14 protein-coding genes are annotated in these 17,782 nt (G+C 68.3%); 4 read left to right on the top strand and 10 right to left on the bottom strand.

All coding sequences use genetic code 11. The annotated features are described in order from the left end of the window. Positions 1 to 22 precede the first annotated feature (22 nt). Genes JWS13_RS05765 through JWS13_RS05780 form a run of 4 tightly spaced genes read right to left on the bottom strand, consistent with a single transcriptional unit; the run spans position 23 to position 5,738 of the window. Positions 23 to 421, bottom strand: coding sequence for a Zn-ribbon domain-containing OB-fold protein (locus tag JWS13_RS05765; RefSeq protein WP_206004913.1), 399 nt, complete (start codon positions 419 to 421; stop codon positions 23 to 25). Then, the gene (locus JWS13_RS05770) at positions 418 to 1,569 is read right to left on the bottom strand and encodes a thiolase family protein (protein ID WP_206004914.1); all 1,152 of its coding nucleotides are present in this window, start codon (positions 1,567 to 1,569) and stop codon (positions 418 to 420) included. The genes JWS13_RS05765 and JWS13_RS05770 overlap by 4 nt, the downstream gene beginning before the upstream one ends. Continuing rightward, complete coding sequence (locus JWS13_RS05775) at positions 1,569 to 4,139, bottom strand: CaiB/BaiF CoA-transferase family protein (protein WP_206004915.1); 2,571 nt, start codon at positions 4,137 to 4,139, stop codon at positions 1,569 to 1,571. The genes JWS13_RS05770 and JWS13_RS05775 overlap by 1 nt, the downstream gene beginning before the upstream one ends. Before the next feature lie 42 nt (positions 4,140 to 4,181). After that, positions 4,182 to 5,738, bottom strand: a complete 1,557-nt coding sequence (locus tag JWS13_RS05780) for a flavin-containing monooxygenase (protein WP_259375289.1) — start codon at positions 5,736 to 5,738, stop codon at positions 4,182 to 4,184. 160 nt (positions 5,739 to 5,898) lie between these two features. Here JWS13_RS05780 and JWS13_RS05785 point away from each other — a divergent pair, with 160 nt between their 5' ends. From JWS13_RS05785 to JWS13_RS05795, 3 genes are all read left to right on the top strand, one after another. Continuing rightward, positions 5,899 to 7,551: a flavin-containing monooxygenase gene (locus JWS13_RS05785; protein WP_206004917.1), complete on the top strand. Its 1,653-nt coding sequence runs from the start codon at positions 5,899 to 5,901 to the stop codon at positions 7,549 to 7,551. A 95-nt stretch (positions 7,552 to 7,646) separates the two neighbouring features. Beyond that, complete coding sequence (locus JWS13_RS05790) at positions 7,647 to 8,831, top strand: epoxide hydrolase family protein (RefSeq protein WP_206004918.1); 1,185 nt, start codon at positions 7,647 to 7,649, stop codon at positions 8,829 to 8,831. Positions 8,832 to 8,851: 20 nt separating this feature from the next. Continuing rightward, positions 8,852 to 10,477, top strand: a complete 1,626-nt coding sequence (locus tag JWS13_RS05795) for a GMC family oxidoreductase (protein ID WP_206004919.1) — start codon at positions 8,852 to 8,854, stop codon at positions 10,475 to 10,477. A 120-nt stretch (positions 10,478 to 10,597) separates the two neighbouring features. Here JWS13_RS05795 and JWS13_RS05800 read toward each other — a convergent pair whose 3' ends face one another. The 3 genes from JWS13_RS05800 to JWS13_RS05810 all read right to left on the bottom strand — a co-directional run bounded on the left by JWS13_RS05800 (position 10,598) and on the right by JWS13_RS05810 (position 13,233). Continuing rightward, positions 10,598 to 10,825, bottom strand: a complete 228-nt coding sequence (locus tag JWS13_RS05800) for a ferredoxin (RefSeq protein WP_225928350.1) — start codon at positions 10,823 to 10,825, stop codon at positions 10,598 to 10,600. A gap of 48 nt (positions 10,826 to 10,873) precedes the next feature. Then, complete coding sequence (locus JWS13_RS05805) at positions 10,874 to 12,079, bottom strand: cytochrome P450 (RefSeq protein WP_206004920.1); 1,206 nt, start codon at positions 12,077 to 12,079, stop codon at positions 10,874 to 10,876. A gap of 86 nt (positions 12,080 to 12,165) precedes the next feature. After that, the gene (locus tag JWS13_RS05810; protein ID WP_206004921.1) at positions 12,166 to 13,233 is read right to left on the bottom strand and encodes an aldo/keto reductase; all 1,068 of its coding nucleotides are present in this window, start codon (positions 13,231 to 13,233) and stop codon (positions 12,166 to 12,168) included. A gap of 62 nt (positions 13,234 to 13,295) precedes the next feature. On the opposite strand from JWS13_RS05810, the gene JWS13_RS05815 reads away from it, so the two are divergent. Then, entirely contained in the window at positions 13,296 to 13,853 is a 558-nt protein-coding gene (locus JWS13_RS05815; RefSeq protein WP_206004922.1) for a nuclear transport factor 2 family protein, read from the top strand. 79 nt (positions 13,854 to 13,932) lie between these two features. On the opposite strand, the gene JWS13_RS05820 is transcribed toward JWS13_RS05815, so the two are convergent. From JWS13_RS05820 to JWS13_RS05830, 3 genes are all read right to left on the bottom strand, one after another. Beyond that, on the bottom strand, positions 13,933 to 15,657 hold the full coding sequence (locus JWS13_RS05820) for an N-acyl-D-amino-acid deacylase family protein (protein ID WP_206004923.1): 1,725 nt from the start codon (positions 15,655 to 15,657) through the stop codon (positions 13,933 to 13,935). A gap of 102 nt (positions 15,658 to 15,759) precedes the next feature. After that, positions 15,760 to 16,230, bottom strand: coding sequence for a MarR family winged helix-turn-helix transcriptional regulator (locus JWS13_RS05825; protein WP_206004924.1), 471 nt, complete (start codon positions 16,228 to 16,230; stop codon positions 15,760 to 15,762). Between the two features lie 48 nt (positions 16,231 to 16,278). Further along, positions 16,279 to 17,694 carry an aldehyde dehydrogenase family protein gene (locus JWS13_RS05830; RefSeq protein ID WP_206004925.1) on the bottom strand — a complete coding sequence of 472 codons (1,416 nt, stop codon included), beginning with the start codon at positions 17,692 to 17,694 and terminating at the stop codon, positions 16,279 to 16,281. Positions 17,695 to 17,782: the final 88 nt, after the last annotated feature.

Here is a 17,782-nt window from a genome sequence, read left to right on the forward strand (position 1 = left end):
ACCACCTCGGCGACACCCGGCCTCAGGCCGGCCCGAAGACCGGGACGCGCTCGTGCTCGCCGACCGCCTCGAAGCGTGCGACGACCGCGGCGCCCATCGGATCGACGTCGTCGTCGAAGCCGGTCAGGGTGGTCAGCAGCCGCACCCCGCACTCCAACTCGACGAGGGCCACGTCGTACGGGACCCGTTCGCGCAGGTAGCCGGCATAGGCCCGGTGGTAGACGGCGTAGCTCCACACCGTGCCGCGCGGAGCGACCTCCTCCCACGTGTATCCCCGGTCCAAGCACTCGGGGCAGACGCCGGCGGCAGGCCAGCGCACGAATGCGCAGCGATCGCACCGCTGGAAGACCAGCATGCCCTCCGCCGCCGCGTCCCAGAACCGGGAGTCGTCCTGGGTCTCCGGGGTCTCATATCCGCTCACGACGCCTCCGTCGACAAGATCGTGCTGGCTGCCTTCATGAATCCGAACGTCGAGCAGTACTGCGCCGTGCGCAGGCCCTCGATCTGGCGCGCCCCCGCCTCGCCGCGCAGCTGTCTGACCGCCTCGCACAGGTGCAGGAAACCCCACATGTACGCCTCGGAGAGCTGGCCGCCGTTGGTGTTGAGCGGAAGCCGCCCACCATGGCCGACCGCACCCGACCGGAACGCCTCCCCGACGCCGCCCGGCTCGACGAAGCCGTAGTACTCGAGCATCTGGAGGACCCAGATGCTGGTCGGGTCCTGGATGTAGAGGGCGTCGACCGCCTCCCGTTCGATCCCGGCGGCCGGATAGATCCGCTCGGCCACCTGCTGGATCCAGGGCCGCAGCCACTGGTCGGCGTTCTGCCGGTCGCGCAGACCGGTCTGCTGGGCGATGCCCATCACGTGCACCGGCTTGTCGGTCAGCTCCGCCGCCCGGTCGGCCCGCGCCACGATCAGGCAGGCCGCGCCGTCCGAGATCATGCACAGGTCCGGGCGGCGCAGCGGCGCCACCAGGTACGGCGCCGCCAGGTAGTCCTCGACCGACGTCGGCTCCCGGAAGATCGCCAACGGGTTGTCGACCGCATACCGGCGTTGGGAGACCGAGACCTCGGCCAGATCTGCCTCGGTGGTGCCGTAGAGGTGCTGGTGCCTGCGGAACGCCATCGCCGCCGGACCGGCGACATTCAGGAAGCCGTAGACCGACGCCTCGTCCTGGCGCCCCAGGGGATGGCCGAACTTGTTCCCTGCGCTGCGCTGGTTGGTGCCATAGGCAATTGCGACCACGCTCGCCAGACCCGCGTCGATCGCCGCGCACGCCAGGTGCAGGGAGAAGTTGCACGTGCCGTAGTCGAGGGTGGCGCTGTAGGCCGGGTTGAGGCCCGCCAGCCGGCCGATCTCCGTGTCGATCCCGAAGCCGCCGAACGACTTGCAGGTGATCAGCCCGTCGATCTCCGACTTGTCGATGCCTGCTTCCGCCAAGGTGATCCGCAGACCCTCGACCGCCAGTTCGTCGGCGGAGATGCCCGGGATCGTGCCCTGGGCGGTGTTGCCGGCGGCGACGATCGCGGTCCGCCCGCGGATCGCGCCGCCCAGCTGTGCTGCCGCCATCAGATCGCGTCCTCCGCTGCCAGTTCGTCGACCTCGTCGCGGCTCAGCCCGAGCAGTTCCTCGTAGACGTCGTAGTTGTGCTCGCCGTACGTCGGGGCGCCGCGGCCGACCTGGCCGCCGGCGTGCTGCGGCGTGTCGCTCATCTTCACCGAGGGAGCCGCCACCGGCCAGTGGCCGAAGTTGGTGGCGTCGAGCTCGGTCAGCCACTCCATCGCCGTCAGCTGCGGGTCGTTCTCCACCCGATCCTGCGCGGTCTGGGCGACACCGGCGGGTACGCCGACCGCCTGGAGCCGTTGCATCAGCTCGAACGGCTCCTGCTCCGACGTCCATCCCTGGATCAGCGCGTCGAGCGCCTCGCGGTTGCGGTGCCGGTCCTCGGCGGTCGCGAACTCCGCCTGCGAGAGCCACTCGACATGGCACGCCTCCTTGGCGAGGGCGATCCAGTCGCCCTCGCTCTGGCACGTGATGGCGATCCAGCGGTCGTCCCCCCGGGTGCGGTAGAGCCCCTCGGGCGCGGCGGTCGCGTACGGCGAGCGGTTGCCCGCCCGCTCCCAGACCCGGCCGTTGACCTGGTAGTCCAGGGCCGGAACGCCGGTCATGAAGATGCCCACCTCGCTCTGCGAGGCGTCGATCGCCTGTCCCTGTCCGGTCACGTCGTGGTGGTAGACGGCGCTCAGCAGGGCCAGCGCGAAGCTGTAGGCGCCGTACCAGTCCAGATAGGAGTAGCCCCAGCCGGCAGGCGGGAACGGGTCGCCGAGGCCGCTCATCTCCGAGGTGCCTGCGAACGCCTGTGCCACCGGGCCGATGGTGCGGAACCGGCCGTAGATGCCCTTCGTGCCCATGCCCGACTGCTTGGCATAGATGATGTCGGACTTGATCTTGCGCAGCTCGTCGTAGCCCAGTCCCCAGCTCTCCATCACGCCCGGTGAGAAGCCCTCGGCGACGATGGTGCTTTCCGCGACCATCCGGCGGGCCAGCTCGAGGCCCTTGGGGTGCTTCACGTTGAGTGAGATGCCGCGCTTGCCTGGGTTCTTGTTGTTGTACTGCGCGCCGACCGGGCCGCCGAGGTCGGCGGGCCACTGCGAGGGCACCGGGCCGGTCGCCCGCTCGCGCGCCGCGCGTCCGCCGACCGGGTTGCCGCCGCGGCGCGGGTCGAGGTTCTTGTGCCACTCGACCTTGATCACGTCGGCGCCCAGGGAGGCCAGGAACCGGGTGGCGCCCGCCGAGGCGAGCATCCAGGTGAAGTCGAGAATGCGCACTCCCTGGAGCGCCCACGGCTTGCCATGGCTGGAGAGCCGCTCGGGCAGGATGAGCGGCACCCGCTCGATCGGCCGGGGTGTCAGGCTCAACCGCAGGTCGCGGTGCTCGTCCAGCTTGGGGGCGGGAGTGGGTGTGACCCAGCCGTTCTCGGTCGAGATCCACTTGCTCAGCGGGTAGCGCAGCGAGCGACCCAGCTCTGGGTGCTCGATGTCACCGTAGGTGCCACGTTCGAGCCAGTGCTCGTCGTAGGCCGACTCGTGGGGCTTGCGCACCGGCACCCACATGAGGCCGGCTTCCTGGGCCTCGCGCCACGGCACGTCGTCGAAGAGGTAGCGGCGCACCGTGTGCTCGACCGCATCCATGTTGCGCGCGGCGCCGCCCTCCATGCCCGGCAGCACGCGGGAGTCCTTGGTCTTCTCGTCGCTGCCGTCGCTGATCTCGTCGCCGATCCCGTAGCCGTCCAGGAATGGGCCGAGCAGCTTGGCGTTGCGCGTGGAGGCCAGGATCCAGCGGCCGTCCTTGGTCTGGAAGATCGAGCGGTGGATGGAGACCCCGGGCGCGGAGTGGCGGCAGGTCTGGCGGTGGAACGGCGTGCGCAGGCATACCCACGACATCAGGTCGCCCTCGGTGTTCTTCGCCATCGCCTCGTGCACCGCGCAGGAGAGGTGCTGCCCCTGCCCGGTGTGACGCCTGCTGATCAGCGCGGCGACGACGGTGAAGGCGAGTTGCTCGCCGGCGACGGCGTAGGAGTGGTCCAGTTGAGGTGCCACCGGCGGCAGGTCGTATTTCCCCGAGGGATCCGGGTCGTAGCCGTTGTTCATCACCTGGCCACCGAGGGCCAGGTGAACGAGATCGCTGGCCTTCCAGTCCTTGCGCGGTCCCTCCTCGCCGAAGGGGGTGATCCGCGCGACCACGAGGGCGGGGTCCCGCTCGCGCAACGTGGCGCTGCCGAGGTCCCGCTCGTCGAGGTAGCCCAGCGGCGTCGCGTCGAGCAGCACGTCGCAGGCGCCGACCAGTTCGACGAACCCGGCTCGGCCCTCGGGCGTCTCGAGGTCGAGTACGACGGAGCGCTTGCCGCGGTTGTAGGTCCAGAAGTGCAGCGAGCGCTCGGGGTCCGGCACGTCGTCGACGAACGGACCCATCCGGCGGCTCTCGGCGCCCTCGGGCGGCTCGACCTTGATCACCTCGGCGCCGAGGCCGGCCAGCACCATTCCGCAGTACTCGCCGATCCGGTCGCCGACCTCGACGATGCGTATGCCTGCGAGTGCACCCGGCTTGGCCTGGTCTTCGGTTGTCTGGGGTGTAGTCATCGGGGTTCTCCAGTCATTTCGTCAGGACGCGATCCAGTGCCGTCAGGCTCGGACGGGCGCCGCGAGCTCGCGACGCGCAGGGAATCGCTCGAAGTCGGCGATGTCGGCGTCGGCGTACTGATCGGCGTGCTGCTGGCGGGTGAAGGGCCAGATGATGGCGACCCCGCCCTTGTCGGTGTACCAGTTGTCGCACAGCGAATAGGTGGTGCCCGGAAGCGCCGACCGAACGGTGTCGCAGAAGGCCGCGGTCGACTCCGCGGAAGGCGCCAGCGCCCGCCCTTCACGCTGCATGGTGTCCAGCAGCCGCATCAGGAAACCGACCTCGTCACGAAGGCAGGTCGGGATGGCCACCGAGTTGACCGGGGCGAACGGGCCGTTGAGCAGGAAGAAGTTGGGCATGCCCGGCAGGCCCATGCCGCGGTAGCTGTAGACGCCGTCGGCCCACATCTCCTCGACGGTCAGGCCGCCGGGTCCGACGACCTCCATCGGCCGCATGTACGCGTGCGTGTCGAAGCCGGTCGCGTAGACGATCACGTCGAGCTCGTGCAGCGTGCCGTCGGGGTCCACGATGCCGTTCGGCTCGACCCGCTGCACGCCGCCGAAGACCGGTGTGACGTTGGGACGCTGGACGACCTGGTAGTAGTCGGGCGACTTCGGGATCCGCTTGCAGCCCGGGGGGTCCTTCGGCGTGAGCTTGTCCCGCAGGACCGGGTCCGGGACGGCCTCGGCCAGCTCGTCGTAGAAGCGCTGGGTCTGGACCGTCCGCTCGTCGCCGGGGATCAGCCGCCAGGTCTCCGAGCCCTCGGTGGCCACGCGCAGCGCGGCGACCCGTCGGTCCCAGTAGCCGGCCAGCGCGGGCACCCGCAGCAGCACCCGCTCCAACGGCGAGATCTTCTTGTTCTGCCGGATCTGGATCCATTGCGGCGTCCGGATGAAGTGCTTGACGTCGTGGTTCTGCTTGCCCAGCTCGCTGACGATCTGGATGCCGCTGGAACCGGTGCCCACGACGCCGATCCGCTTGCCGGTCAGGTCGACGCCGTGGTCCCACTCGGAGGAGTGCCAACTGTGGCCCTCGAACGTGTCGGTGCCCGGGAAGGTCGGTCGCTTGGGCACGTGCAGGAAGCCGGTCGCGGCGACGACGACGTCGAAGACCTCGGTGCTGCCGTCGGGCAGGGTGAGCGTCCAGGCGTCGTCCTCCCACTCGGCCTGCCGCACCTCGGTGTTGAATCGTATGTGCCGGACGACGCCTTGCTCCCGCGCGAAGTCGGTCAGGTATCGGCGGATCTCCGAGCCCGGCGCATACCGCTTCGACCAGTAGTTCTTCCGCGCGAACGGGAACTCGTAGGAGCGGGTGATCACGTCGACGTGCAGACCCGGGTAGGTGTTGTCGTACCAGGTGCCACCGACGCCGGCCCGCTTCTCGAAGATCTGATATTCGATCCCTGCCTCGGCAAGGTGATGCGCGAGGAACAGCCCCGACATACCTGCACCAATGATGCCCACTCTCACAGGACTGACCTCCCAGCTGCAACGTAACCTCGTTAGTAGCAGTACTATAACATGATTAGAAGATGGACTCAGACCAGACCACAAGGCCATCGACCCTGTGCCGCAAACTGAGACATCGACCACTGCCTATTATGTTTTGAACTTATCCGACTGTGGTGTTTTGACCGAACTACCGGATAGCATTAGTGCTGGACTACCACGACTGGCCGCGCACGACCGCCCGTCGGCACCGACTTCTATTGGAGGAACCATGACCGAGATCGCGACCAGGCCCGACGTGTCAGGAGGCCAGCCGGACGAGGCAGGAGTGCGCTCCTATGACGTCGTCATCGTCGGTGCCGGCCTGACCGGGATGTACCAGCTGAAGCTGGTGCGCGAGCTCGGTCGGTCGGTTCGGGTCATCGAGGCCGGCTCCGGCGTCGGCGGCACCTGGTACTGGAACGCCTACCCCGGCGCCCGGCTCGACTCGGAGTCGCATTCCTACCAGTACTCCTTCGACGAGGAGCTGCTCGAGGAGTGGCGCTGGAAGGAGATGTTCGCCGGTCAGCCCGAGCTCGAGTCGTACTACAACCACGTCGCGGACAAGCTCGACCTGCGTCGCGACATCGACTTCGACACCCGGATCGAGAGCATGGTCTTCGACGAGGAGACCAACTCCTGGACGCTGCACTCGACGACAGGCGAGGTGTACCGCGCGCGCTTCGTGATCATGGCGACCGGCATCCTCTCCGACCCGAACTTCCCGCGCATCCCCGGCCTGGATCGGTTCGAGGGTGAGTGGTACCACACTTCGTTGTGGCCCAAGGACAAGCAGATCGGCTTCGAGGGCAAGCGGATCGCGGTGATCGGCACCGGCGCCACCGGCGTCCAGGTGATCCCCGAGGTCGCCAAGACAGCCGGCCACCTGACGGTCTTCCAGCGCACCGCCAACTGGGCCGTCCCGCTGCGTAACCGTCCGCTCTCCGACGACGACATGGCCACGATCCGCGCCGGCTACCCGGACATGTTCCCGTACCTGCGGCAGACCTTCAGTGGCTTCCTGCACAGCTGGGACCCGGTGAAGTCCACCGAGGTCGCGCCCGAGGTGCGCGACGCCCGCTACGAGGAGGCGTTCAACTCACCGGGCTTCACCAAGTGGATCGGCCTGTACAACGACCTGGCGTACGACGCCGAGGCGAACAAGGTCTACTGCGAGTTCCTCGCCGAGAAGATCCGCGAGCGGATCAACGACCCCGAGATCGCCGAGAAGCTGATCCCGAACGACCACTATTTCGGCACCAAGCGGGTGCCCTGCGAGACCAACTACTACGAGACCTACAACAAGGACAACGTCGACCTGATCCTGCTGAAGGAGAACCCGATCACGGAGTTCACCGAGAAGGGCATCCTCACCGAGCAGGGCGAGGTCGAGGTGGACACGATCATCTTCGCCACCGGCTTCGACGCCTTCACCGGAGCACTGAACAAGATCGACATCCGTGGCCTCGGCGGGCAGACGATGCGCGACAAGTGGAAGGACGGCCCGCACACATACATGGGCATGCAGGTCGCCGGCTTCCCGAACCTCTTCATCGAGGGTGGTCCGCACGGCAAGGGCGGCCACGGCAACGGCCCACGCTGCTCCGAGCCCGTTGTGGAGTGGGTCACCAAGGTCGTCGACGACTTCTTCGCCAAGGGCTGGAGCCGGATCGACGCCGACCCCGAGGCCGAGGCCGTCTGGACGAAGCAGGTCGCCGACACCGCCGCCGGCACACTGCAGGCGACTGCGAAGTCGATCTTCTTCGGCGACAACATCCCCGGGAAGCCCCGCGTCTACGTCGCCTACATCGGCTCGCTGCCGGAGTTCGTCCAGAACCTCGAGAACGCCCGCGACGACGACTACCGCGGCTTCCTCGTCCACTGAGACCGCCCCCTCGACGGCGGGTCACGGGCCGTGATGTTGCTCCGGTCCGTGACCCGCACCCCACCATCTCCACCTCCCAGCTGCCCAGGAGCACCATGACCTCGCCCGTTCCCTTCCGTGTCGACGTGTCCGACGAGGATCTCGCCGACCTCGACCGCCGGCTGGCGTCGACCCGGTTCGCGCCCGATGTCGGCAACGGCGACGGCCGCTACGGAGTCTCCACCGAACGGCTGCGGGGCCTGGTCGAACACTGGCGCACCGGCTACGACTGGCGGGCCCAGGAGAGCGCCCTCAACCAGCTGCCCATGTTCCGCGTGGACATCGACGGCCAGCCGATCCACTACGTGCACGTCCGCGGCACCGGCCCCGCACCGACGCCGCTCTTGCTCACCCACGGCTTCCCGTGGACGTTCTGGGACTTCCACCGGATGATCGGCCCGCTCACCGACCCGGCCTCCTTCGGCGGGGATCCCGCCGACGCGTTCGACGTGGTCATCCCCTCGCTACCGGGCTTCGCTTTCTCCTCGCCGTTGAGCCGCCCGGGCCTCAACTTCGTCACCACCGCGGACCTGTGGGTGCGGCTGATGCGCGACGTCCTCGGCTACGAGCGGTTCGCAGCGCACGGGGGTGACTGGGGCGCCCAGGTCACTGCACAGCTCGGCCACAAGTACGCCGACAATCTGCTCGGCATCCACCTCACCAGCCTGATCTCGTTCCCCGCCGGCTGGAACTCCGATCGGCCGTGGAACCTGCTCCAGAAGGCGGCGGACGCGGCCACCCCGGAGAACCGCGCCGCGGTGGTGGCGTGGGAGAAGCGCCGGGTCGGCCACCTCGTGCCGCAGATCGTGCATCCGCAGACCATCGCGCACGGGATGAACGACTCCCCCGCAGGCCTGCTCGCCTGGCTCACCGAACGCAGGCTCGCCTGGATGGACCCGGCACAGCCGCTCGAGGACGTCTTCTCCCCGGACTTCCTGATCACCTCGACGATGCTCTACTGGATCACCCAGAGCTACCCCAGCGCGGCGCGGTTCTACTACGAGGCGGCCACCAATCCGTGGCAGCCGGCCCATGACCGCACGCCGGCAATCCAGGCCCCGGCCGGTCTGTCGATCTTCCGCGACGACAACCCGCCGGGGGCCTCGTTCGATTGGCTGCCCGCCATGTACGCCGAGATCGCCCACCAGCGGGTGCACGAGGTCGGCGGCCACTTCGGCGCGATGGAGCGACCCGACGACGTGGTGACCGACATCCGCGACACCTTCCGCAACCTGCGCTGAGAGCGCCGAAAGGACACCGCATGCCCCGCCCACCGAAGTCCACGAGCTTCGACTACATCATCGTCGGCGCCGGCGCGGCCGGTTGCCTCCTGGCCAACCGGCTCACCGAGGACCCGCGCAACGCCGTACTGCTCATCGAGGCGGGCGGCGGCGACGCGAACCTGATCCACCTGGTGCCGAAGGGTTTCTACTTCACCCTCACCAACCCCAAGTACTCCAAGACGTTCGCAACGGTGCAGTTCCCCGACGGCCACGTAGAGCACTTGCCGCGCGGCCGGGTGATCGGCGGCTCGACGACCATCAACGGCATGGTCTGGAACCGCGGCTGGGCCAACTCCTACGACACCTGGGAGAAGGCCGGGAACACCGGCTGGAACTGGCAGCGGTTCCTCGACGCCTTCCGCAAGATGGAGCGCCACGAGTTGGGGCCCAGCGCCACCCGCGGCGGTGCGGGCGCGGTCGACATCGAGATCGCCGGCCCCCGCGAGGCCACCTGCGACGCACTGATCGCATCCTTCGCGCAGAGCGGGGTGCCGTTCGAGGAGGATATGAACGGTAGCGGCGGCGAGCGCACGTCGTACGTCGCCTCCAACACCCGCAAGGGCACCCGGATGAGCGCGGCGCGCGCCTACCTACGCCCGGCACGGCGCCGCAAGAACCTGACCGTCGCCGCCCACACCGAGGCCGAGCAGCTGGTGCTGGACGGCACCCGCGTCACCGGCGTCTCCTGCCGGCGAAAGGACAGCAGCCTGGTCACGTACACCGCGCGCCGCGAGGTGCTGGTCACCGGCGGCGCCTTCGACTCACCGCTGCTGCTGGAGCGCTCCGGCATCGGCAACCCGAAGATCCTGGCGAAGGCCGGTGTGAAGTGCCGCGTGGCCAGCCCCAAGGTCGGGGAGAACTTCAAGGAACACCGCGGCATCCTGCTGCAGTACCGGCTCGCCGGGGTCAAGGGTTACAACACCGAGGCCTCCTCCACCCCCCGCTACCTGTGGTCCGGCTTCAAATACCTGCTCACCCGTCGCGGCATGGTCGCGCACGGCGGCTACGCGCTGAGCGCGATCTACAAGTCGGACCCGACCTCGGAGTATCCCGACACCCAGTGCTTCTTCACCCCGATCTCCACCTCGGACGTCAATCCGATGACCGGCCGGATGGTGGTCGACAAGTTCCCCGGCGCCAAGTACGTCGCGCTCCCGATGTACCCGACCAGTCAGGGCTCGCTGCACATCACCGGCCCCGGGCTGGACTCCGTACCGCGGCTCGAGCCCAACTTCCTCAGCACCGAGGAGGACCGGCGGATGCTGGTCAAGGCGCTGCGCAAGGCGCGCGAGATCACCGCCACCGCGCCGTTCGCCAAGTACGTCGTCGAGGAACTCCAGCCCGGCCCGCAGATCGCCGAGGACGACGAGATCATCCAGTACGGCATCAACCAGGGCAACGCAGGCGCACACGGCCTGGGCACCTGCGCGATGGGCCCCGACGAGGACGACGTGGTCGACGCCTCGCTGCGGGTCCGGGGCACGCAGGGCCTGCGGGTGATCGACGCGTCGGTCTTCCGGGATCAGCCGTCGGGCAACAACAATGCGCCCACGATGGCGCTGGCCTGGATCGCGGCCGACATCATCCTGGCCGAGCGGCGCTGACCGCGACACGAACCGAAAGGAAGGAGCCCGGGCCATCGGCCCGGGCTCCTTTTCGTTCATACGGTCTGGTTCATACCGTCCGGCTCGGCGGCGAGTCCTACCGGACTCGCCGCCGAAGCCTCAGGACAGTTCGAGTCTGATCGCGCCCTCCGGGCAGGCGGCCGCGACATCTTCGGCCGCGCCGCGCTCGTCGAGGCCGATCGCGACGTCCTTCACCTGGCCGTAGCCGATGTCGTCGGTGTCGAACCAGGTGGGCGCGAGCGTGTAGCAGCGGCCGTGGCCGACGCACAGGTCGGTGTCGATGCGCAGTCGCAGGCACTGCTTCTCGTCGGTGGTGCTCTCGGTCATCGTGCTTCCCTTTCGTGAAGTCGGGTGTCGGAGTCGGGTGCGCCCGCCTCAGCGGGAAGCGACCTCGAACTCGAGGGGCAGGTGGAGGAGCTGCTGCATGAAGCTGCCGTAGCGGAAGTTCTCGACGAAGTCGTCGGGCATCCGGTACTCCCCGATCCGCTCGTGCCAGACCTCGAGCCCGATGCGCATCTCCAGGCGGGCGACGTGCGAGCCCAGGCAGCGGTGCACGCCGAGGCCGAAGGCCGAGTGCGGAACCCCGGTTCGGGTCAGCTGTACGTCGGGGGCCAGCTGTCGGTCCGCGCCGCAGCGGGCGATGAAGATCCGGTCGCCGGCCTTGACCGGGAACCCGTTGATCTCGGCATCCTGCTTGGCCACCCGGCCTGCCGAGCCGCCCGTGTTGTAGAAGCGCATCAGCTCCTCGATCGCGCCCGGGATCCGTCCAGGGTCGTCGATGAGGAACTGTCGATCCGCACGGTTTCTGGCGAGGTGCCACATGATGAAGCCGAGCTGACTGGACGTGGTCTCCTGGCCGGCGATGAACGCGAGCTTCGCCATCCCGACGAGCAGGTCCTCGGGGATCTCCTCGCCGTCGACGCGCATGTTCACGAAGGCGGTGGCCAGGTCACCAGGCTGCGGGTTGGCGCGCCGGTCGTGCATCGCGCCGCGCACGATCGTGTCGATCTGCGACTCGATGTCGTCGCGCTCCTCCTGGGTGGGAAACTCGAAGGTGGCGCGCTCGGCGAGGTGGAACATCCGGTCGACGTCCTCGGTGCCGATGCCCAGCCACTCGAGGAAGAAGAGCGCCGGCAGCTTGGCGGCGAAGTCCTTGGCGTAGTCGCAGCTGCCCTTGGCCACGATCGAATCGATCAGCTCGTGGCAGATCTCGCTGATGCGTGGCTCGAGGTGGGCCACGGCCTTCGGCCCGAACAGCGGCGCGAGCGCCCTGCGGTACTTGGTGTGGACCGGCGGGTCCATGGTGATCGGCGGGACGTCGAGGATGACCTCCTGCTTGGTGTAGACGATCGAGCTCGGCAGGTTCGACCAGGTGTGCGGGTCCTGCAGCACGTGCTTGACCGTGTCGTAGTCTGCGGCAACCAGATAGCCGCGGTTGACCGGGCTGTAGAACAGGCCGCCGACCTTGGTCGCCTCATCCCAGACAGCGAAGGGGTCGAGGCCCAGTCGCTCGTCGGTCTCCAGGTCGAGGCGATGGATCGGCAGACCGTTGGTCTCCGCTCGTTCCAGCATCGATGTCATTGTCAAACCTTTTCCGTATTATGTTTATTTTTATCTAACATAATTGATTGTAAGCAAGAACACAATTACACCGGAAGGTGACGCCCTCACCGGGCGATCCGGTCGTACATGCCTGCGGAGCGGTACGAGCGAGCCATCGGGCTGGCCAGATAGTGATGCGGATACGCCAGCGGCACGGCACTCGCCTCGTCGAGCCGAGCCACCTGCTCCGGCGTCAACGCCAGCCGCAGACACCCGAAGTTGTCGCGCAACTGGCCCGCACTGGTGGCACCCACGATCGGCACCACGTGGACCTCCCGGTGACGCAGCCACGCCAGCGCGAGCTGGGCCGGGGTCACGCCGAGCTCGGCGGCCATAGCGACCAGAGTCTCGACGACCGGGCCCGCAGCGCTGCCATGGGGGTCGGCCCACGCCATCGCCGGAGAGCCCCACACCTCGCTGGACAGCCTCGAGTCACGTCCGCCGCCGCCGGCGTACTTGCCGGTGAGGAGACCGTTCTTCAGCGGTGACCAGGCCAGCACGCTGAGCCCGAGTTCGGCCGCCATCGGCAAGTACTCGGCCTCGGCGCTGCGGCCGAGCAGGCTGTACTCGATCTGCAGGCCGACGTACCGAGTCCAGCCGCGCAGCTCGGCCAGGGTGTTGGCGCGGGCGATCACCCAGGCCGGGGTGTTGGAGACACCGACGTAGAGGACCTTGCCCGCGCGCACCAGGTCGTCGAGACCGCGCATCACCTCCTCGACCGGCGTGAGCAGATCCCAGGAGTGGACGACGTACAGGTCGAGATGGTCGGTGCCCAGGCGGCGCAGAGATGCCTCGACCGACGCGATCATGTTCTTGCGCTGGTTGCCGCCGGCGTTGGGGTCGCCGTTGCCGGGCGCGGCGTTGGTGTACTTCGAGGCGATCACCACCTCGTCACGGTGACCCGCGACCAGCTCGCCGACGATCCGTTCGCTCGCGCCGGCGGCGTACTGGTTGGCGGTGTCGAGATAGTTGCCGCCCGCCTCGCGGTACAGCTCGTACAGCTCGCGGGCCGTCTGCTCCTCGACTCCCCAGCCGGTGGTGGCCCCGAAGGTCATCGTGCCGAGGGCCAGATCGGAGACCCGCAGGCCGCTGCGGCCCAGGAGGCGGTAGTTCATCACAGGTAAGTCGCTCATCCGGCCACGATAGCGCCCGAAAGCCATTGTATGACAACTTCAACATCATTACCGTCATCGCTATGACCACGACCGATACACGCGCCCCCGACCCCCGCCGTCTGCAGGAGTTGCTCGACCGCCAGGAGATCCACGACGCGCTGCTGCGCTACACCCGCGGCGTCGACCGGCTCGATGAGGATTTGCTGCGCTCCGCGTACCACCCCGGCGCCATCGACGACCACGGCATCTTCCGCGGCACCGTCGAGGAGTTCATCCCCTGGGCGTTCGCAGGCCACCGGGCGAGCCATCACGGCGAGCAGCACTACATCACCAACCACACCTGCGAGATCGACGGCGACGTGGCCCACACCGAGACGTACTTCGTGATGGTCGGACAGAACCGGTCGGGTACGCCCGTCACGCTGCACGGTGGGCGCTATGTCGACCGGTTCGAACGCCGCGACGGCGAATGGCGCATCGCCCACCGCATCTCGATGGTGGAGTGGACCGGCGGCGTCACAACCCCCGACCTGCCGCCGGTCGACCGCAGGCAGAACGGCACTGTCGCGCGCGACCGCAGCGACACCTCCTACGACCGCCCGCTCCTCACCGACGAGCGCCGCACGCTCGAAATTTGAGCGCGGCCGTTTCGCCGGGCCGTCGACGCCCGTCGACATCCTGATGGGCAGACCCCATGGCCGGCCCGGCGAAGCGCCGTCAGCGACCGGAGCGGACGAGCCGTCCCGGTCGGGCCCCGGTGTCCTCGCCGTCGCGGTAGACGGTCTGGCCCGCGACGATCGTGTGCTCGTAGCCGACTGCCTTCTGCATCAGCCGCTTGCCGCCGGTGGGCAGGTCGTGGGCGATGTACGGCGAACCGAAGGTGAGCCGGCCGAGGTCGATCACGTTGAGGTCGGCCCGCAGTCCCTCGCGGATCCGGCCACGGTCGGCCAAGCCCATCACGTCCGCGGTGTCGGAGGTCATCCGGCGGATCGCCTCCGGCAGCGCCATCACCCCGCGCTCCTTGACCCAGTAGGTCAGCATCCAGGTCTGGAAGCCCGCATCGAGGATGAAGCCGACATGCGCGCCACCGTCGCCCAACCCCATGATCGAGTTGGGGTCCTCCAGCATCTCCTGGCAGACCCGGAGGTCGCCGCTGGCGTAGTTGGCGAACGGGACGTGGATGAAGCCCATCCCCTCGTCTTCGAGGAGGACGTCGTAGACCACCTCCTGCACCGGACGCCCCTCGCGGTCGGCGATCGCCTGCAGCGAGTTGGCGACGTCGGGAGTGTAATTCGGCGGGTTCTCGAAGCGGTACATCCTGCTGTAGGAAAGGAACTCCAATAGCGGCCAGGCGCTTTCGGCGTACGGGTCCTCCGAGAGGATCTGACGGCGCACCTCGGGATCGCGCATCCGCGCCACTCGCTCGGCCAGCGGAAGATCGGCGATCGCGCGGTAGCTCGGCGTGGCGGAGAACGGGTTCTGGCTTCCCTCCAGCCCCATCAGCAGGCCGACCGCGCGCGGCGCGACGACCGGGCGCAGGTCGACGCCGTCGTCCTTCGCCGATCCGGAGTACTTCAGCAGGTCACGCCACAGGTCCTGATTCGCATCCGCCGTCTGACCGCTCTGCACCAGGCTGTAGACGCCCGGCAGACCCGACTTCTTCAGCGCGCGGCGGACCATCTCGAACTCGCCGATCACGTCGGGATCCTGCACCTCGGCGACGAACTCGAACAGACCCCGGCCGGCATCGGCCATGCCCATGGCCAGGCCGACGATCTCACGTTCGCGGGCGAGGAGCGTCGGGGTGTAGTCCCCGGCGACGCTCTTGTGTGCCGTCGACCGGCTGGTCGACACGCCCCACGCGCCGGCGCGGATCGCGTCGGCGACGATGACTCGCATCTGCTCGACGTCCTCGGGCAGCGCCGGCAGCAGCCTGAACGCCCGCTCTCCCATCACATGAACGCGTACCGGCGCGTGCGGCACCAGAGCACAGATGTCGATGTCGCGCGGGGTGCGCTCCAGAACGTCGAGGTATTCCGCGAACGTCTCCCACGTCCAGGTCAGGCCCTGGTGCATGACGGGTGCCGGGATGTCCTCGACGCCCTCCATCAGCTCGATCAGCCCGTCGCGGTGCTCCGGCTTGCACGGCGCGAAGCCGACGCCGCAGTTGCCCATCACCACTGTCGTCACGCCGTGGTGCGACGAGGGGGCGGTGGCGTCGTCCCAGACCGCCTGCCCGTCGTAATGGGTGTGGATGTCGACGAAGCCCGGCGTCACGATTCGACCGGTCGCGTCGATCTCCTCGGCACCACGTCCGGCGACCTCGCCGACGACGGCGATGACGCCGTCCTTTACCGCGATGTCGGCAACTCTTCCCTCGGCACCGGTGCCGTCGTGCACCTCACCACCGCGGATCACGAGGTCGTACTCAGCTGTGCTCATCACTTCTCCCTGCCGTTCTGCTATGGAGTAATGATGAAACCCTAGATGCATGTAGGCTGCATGTAAATCATTTGCAACACGATAGCGCTGGAGGACGGTCGATCAGAGCGGCGGCTCGACCGCCTCGTACCGAGCCACGAACAGCTCCAGCAGCCGGGCCAGGTCGTGCAGGTCCGCGGCCGGCCAGTCGGCGGTGATTTCCTCGATCAGCGCCATCCGATTCGTGGTGGCCGTGCTCAGCGCACCTCGTCCGGCGTCGGTGAGCCGGAGCACGGCACGACGCAGATCGTCGGCGTCGGGGGCCCGGACCACCAGGTCGCGCTCGACGGCGGCATTGACCGCACGACTGGCGGTCGACTGCTCGACCTCGAGATCATCGGCCACATCGCTGATGGAAGGCAGCTTTCCGCGCTGCTCACGCAGCTCGACAGCGCGCAGCACGCGCAGCGCCTCGGTCCCCGGGATGCTGGGGACGCCCTCGAGGATGCGCCGGCGGTACGACGGTCGGCGCACCGAACGGACGAGCCGCAGCAGCAGCTCGTCCACACTGGTCAGGTCCTGGTCACGAGACATGGCGCATGGATAGCACACCGCTGCATGGTGTCCCGGTGGAACCAGCGCTCACCGGGTCGAAACGACGGTGGTCTTCAACTGGGTGTAGTGCAGCAGCGACTCGAAGCCCTTCTCGCGCCCCAGCCCGCTCGCCTTGTAACCGCCGAACGGCGTCTCGATCCCGGTGCGACCGCCGTTGACGATCACCTGTCCGGCCTCGAGCCGCGAGGCCACCCGCAGCGCGCGGGCGGAATCCCCGGTCCAGACACCGGCCACCAGGCCGTACTCGGAGTCGTTGGCCAGCTCGATCGCCTCACCCTCGGTCGCGAAGCGACTCACGGCGAGGACCGGACCGAAGACCTCCTCCTGGAAGATCCGCATCTCGGGCGTGACGTCGGCATACACCGTCGGCTCCACGTAGCGTCCCGCGGCCAGTGCGCCGCCTGCCGCGTGCCCCCCGGTCACCACACGGGCGCCGTCCTGCGCGGCGACGTCGAAGTACTCGATCACCTTCTCGAACTGCGCCTCCGTGGTCATCGGCGCCAGCCGCTCCCCCGGGACCCTGGCCCGCATCTGTGCCGCCACGCGCTCGAGCAGTGCGTCGTGGACCTCCTCCTGGACCAGCAGCCTGCTCAGCGCCGCGCACTGCTGACCCGCGCCGGTGCAGATGGTCAGCGCGCTGTCGACCACCCGATCCAGGTCGGCGTCCGCGAAGACCACATTGGCGGACTTGCCGCCCAGCTCCAGGATCGTCGGGATCAGCCGTCGGGCAGCGCTCTCGGCCACCCGCCTGCCGGTGACGACCGAGCCGGTGAACGCGACCAGTCGCACCGACGGATGCTCGACCAGGGGGCCGCCGACCTCCGGCCCCGCACCCAGCACCACGTTGACCACACCGGCCGGGACGCCCGCCTCCTCGCAGAGCTGCGCCAGCATCATCGTGGTGCCGGAGGTGAACTCCGAGGGCTTGATCACCACGGTGTTGCCGGCTGCCAGTGCGGCCGCCAGGCCGCGGGCCGCCTGGGTCAGCGGCCCGTTCCACGGCGTGATCATGGCCACCACACCGTAGGGCTCGCGGCTGGTGAACGCGTGGTCGCCTGCGCCGAGGTTGATCGTCTCCCCGAACAGCGCCCGGACCACGCCGCCGTAGTACTCGAAGTAGTCGGCGGCGACCTGGAGGCCGCCGCGCATCTCGGCGACGAGCTTGCCCGTCTCCTCGACCTCGACGTCGACGAACTCCTGGGCCCGCTCGCGCAGCGCACGCGCGACCGCCGCCAGCAGCCGGCCACGCTCGACCGGTGCCCGGTCCGCCCACGCGCGGGCGGCACGACGTGCGGCGTCCACGGCCAGGTCGACGTGGTCGCGGCCCCCGAGAGCGACCCGGGCGATCGGGCTGCGGTCGAAGGGACCGGAGACGGTCAGCGCGTCCTGATCTCCTCGCGGAACGCTCTTGCCGTCGATCCAGTGGTTCAGCTCGCGGACCATGTGCGCCTCCTGGGACGTGTCGGGGATTCATCGATTCAACCATGCTTTGAACACAACTGTTTTTTCGCGTCCATTACTAGTGATATAG

This window comes from Rhodococcus pseudokoreensis, assembly GCF_017068395.1.
Classification (GTDB): domain Bacteria; phylum Actinomycetota; class Actinomycetes; order Mycobacteriales; family Mycobacteriaceae; genus Rhodococcus_F; species Rhodococcus_F pseudokoreensis.

What these genes read in the sequence shown, in the direction of transcription:
- JWS13_RS05770 (WP_206004914.1), bottom strand. Translation starts at nt 1,569, where the DNA reads ATGGCGGCAGCACAGCTGGGCGGCGCGATCCGCGGGCGGACCGCGATC.
- JWS13_RS05775 (WP_206004915.1), bottom strand. Translation starts at nt 4,139, where the DNA reads ATGACTACACCCCAGACAACCGAAGACCAGGCCAAGCCGGGTGCACTC.
- JWS13_RS05780 (WP_259375289.1), bottom strand. Translation starts at nt 5,738, where the DNA reads ATGGCCTTGTGGTCTGGTCTGAGTCCATCTTCTAATCATGTTATAGTA.
- JWS13_RS05785 (WP_206004917.1), top strand. Translation starts at nt 5,899, where the DNA reads ATGACCGAGATCGCGACCAGGCCCGACGTGTCAGGAGGCCAGCCGGAC.
- JWS13_RS05790 (WP_206004918.1), top strand. Translation starts at nt 7,647, where the DNA reads ATGACCTCGCCCGTTCCCTTCCGTGTCGACGTGTCCGACGAGGATCTC.
- JWS13_RS05795 (WP_206004919.1), top strand. Translation starts at nt 8,852, where the DNA reads ATGCCCCGCCCACCGAAGTCCACGAGCTTCGACTACATCATCGTCGGC.
- JWS13_RS05800 (WP_225928350.1), bottom strand. Translation starts at nt 10,825, where the DNA reads ATGACCGAGAGCACCACCGACGAGAAGCAGTGCCTGCGACTGCGCATC.
- JWS13_RS05805 (WP_206004920.1), bottom strand. Translation starts at nt 12,079, where the DNA reads ATGACATCGATGCTGGAACGAGCGGAGACCAACGGTCTGCCGATCCAT.
- JWS13_RS05810 (WP_206004921.1), bottom strand. Translation starts at nt 13,233, where the DNA reads ATGAGCGACTTACCTGTGATGAACTACCGCCTCCTGGGCCGCAGCGGC.
- JWS13_RS05815 (WP_206004922.1), top strand. Translation starts at nt 13,296, where the DNA reads ATGACCACGACCGATACACGCGCCCCCGACCCCCGCCGTCTGCAGGAG.
- JWS13_RS05820 (WP_206004923.1), bottom strand. Translation starts at nt 15,657, where the DNA reads ATGAGCACAGCTGAGTACGACCTCGTGATCCGCGGTGGTGAGGTGCAC.
- JWS13_RS05825 (WP_206004924.1), bottom strand. Translation starts at nt 16,230, where the DNA reads ATGTCTCGTGACCAGGACCTGACCAGTGTGGACGAGCTGCTGCTGCGG.
- JWS13_RS05830 (WP_206004925.1), bottom strand. Translation starts at nt 17,694, where the DNA reads ATGGTCCGCGAGCTGAACCACTGGATCGACGGCAAGAGCGTTCCGCGA.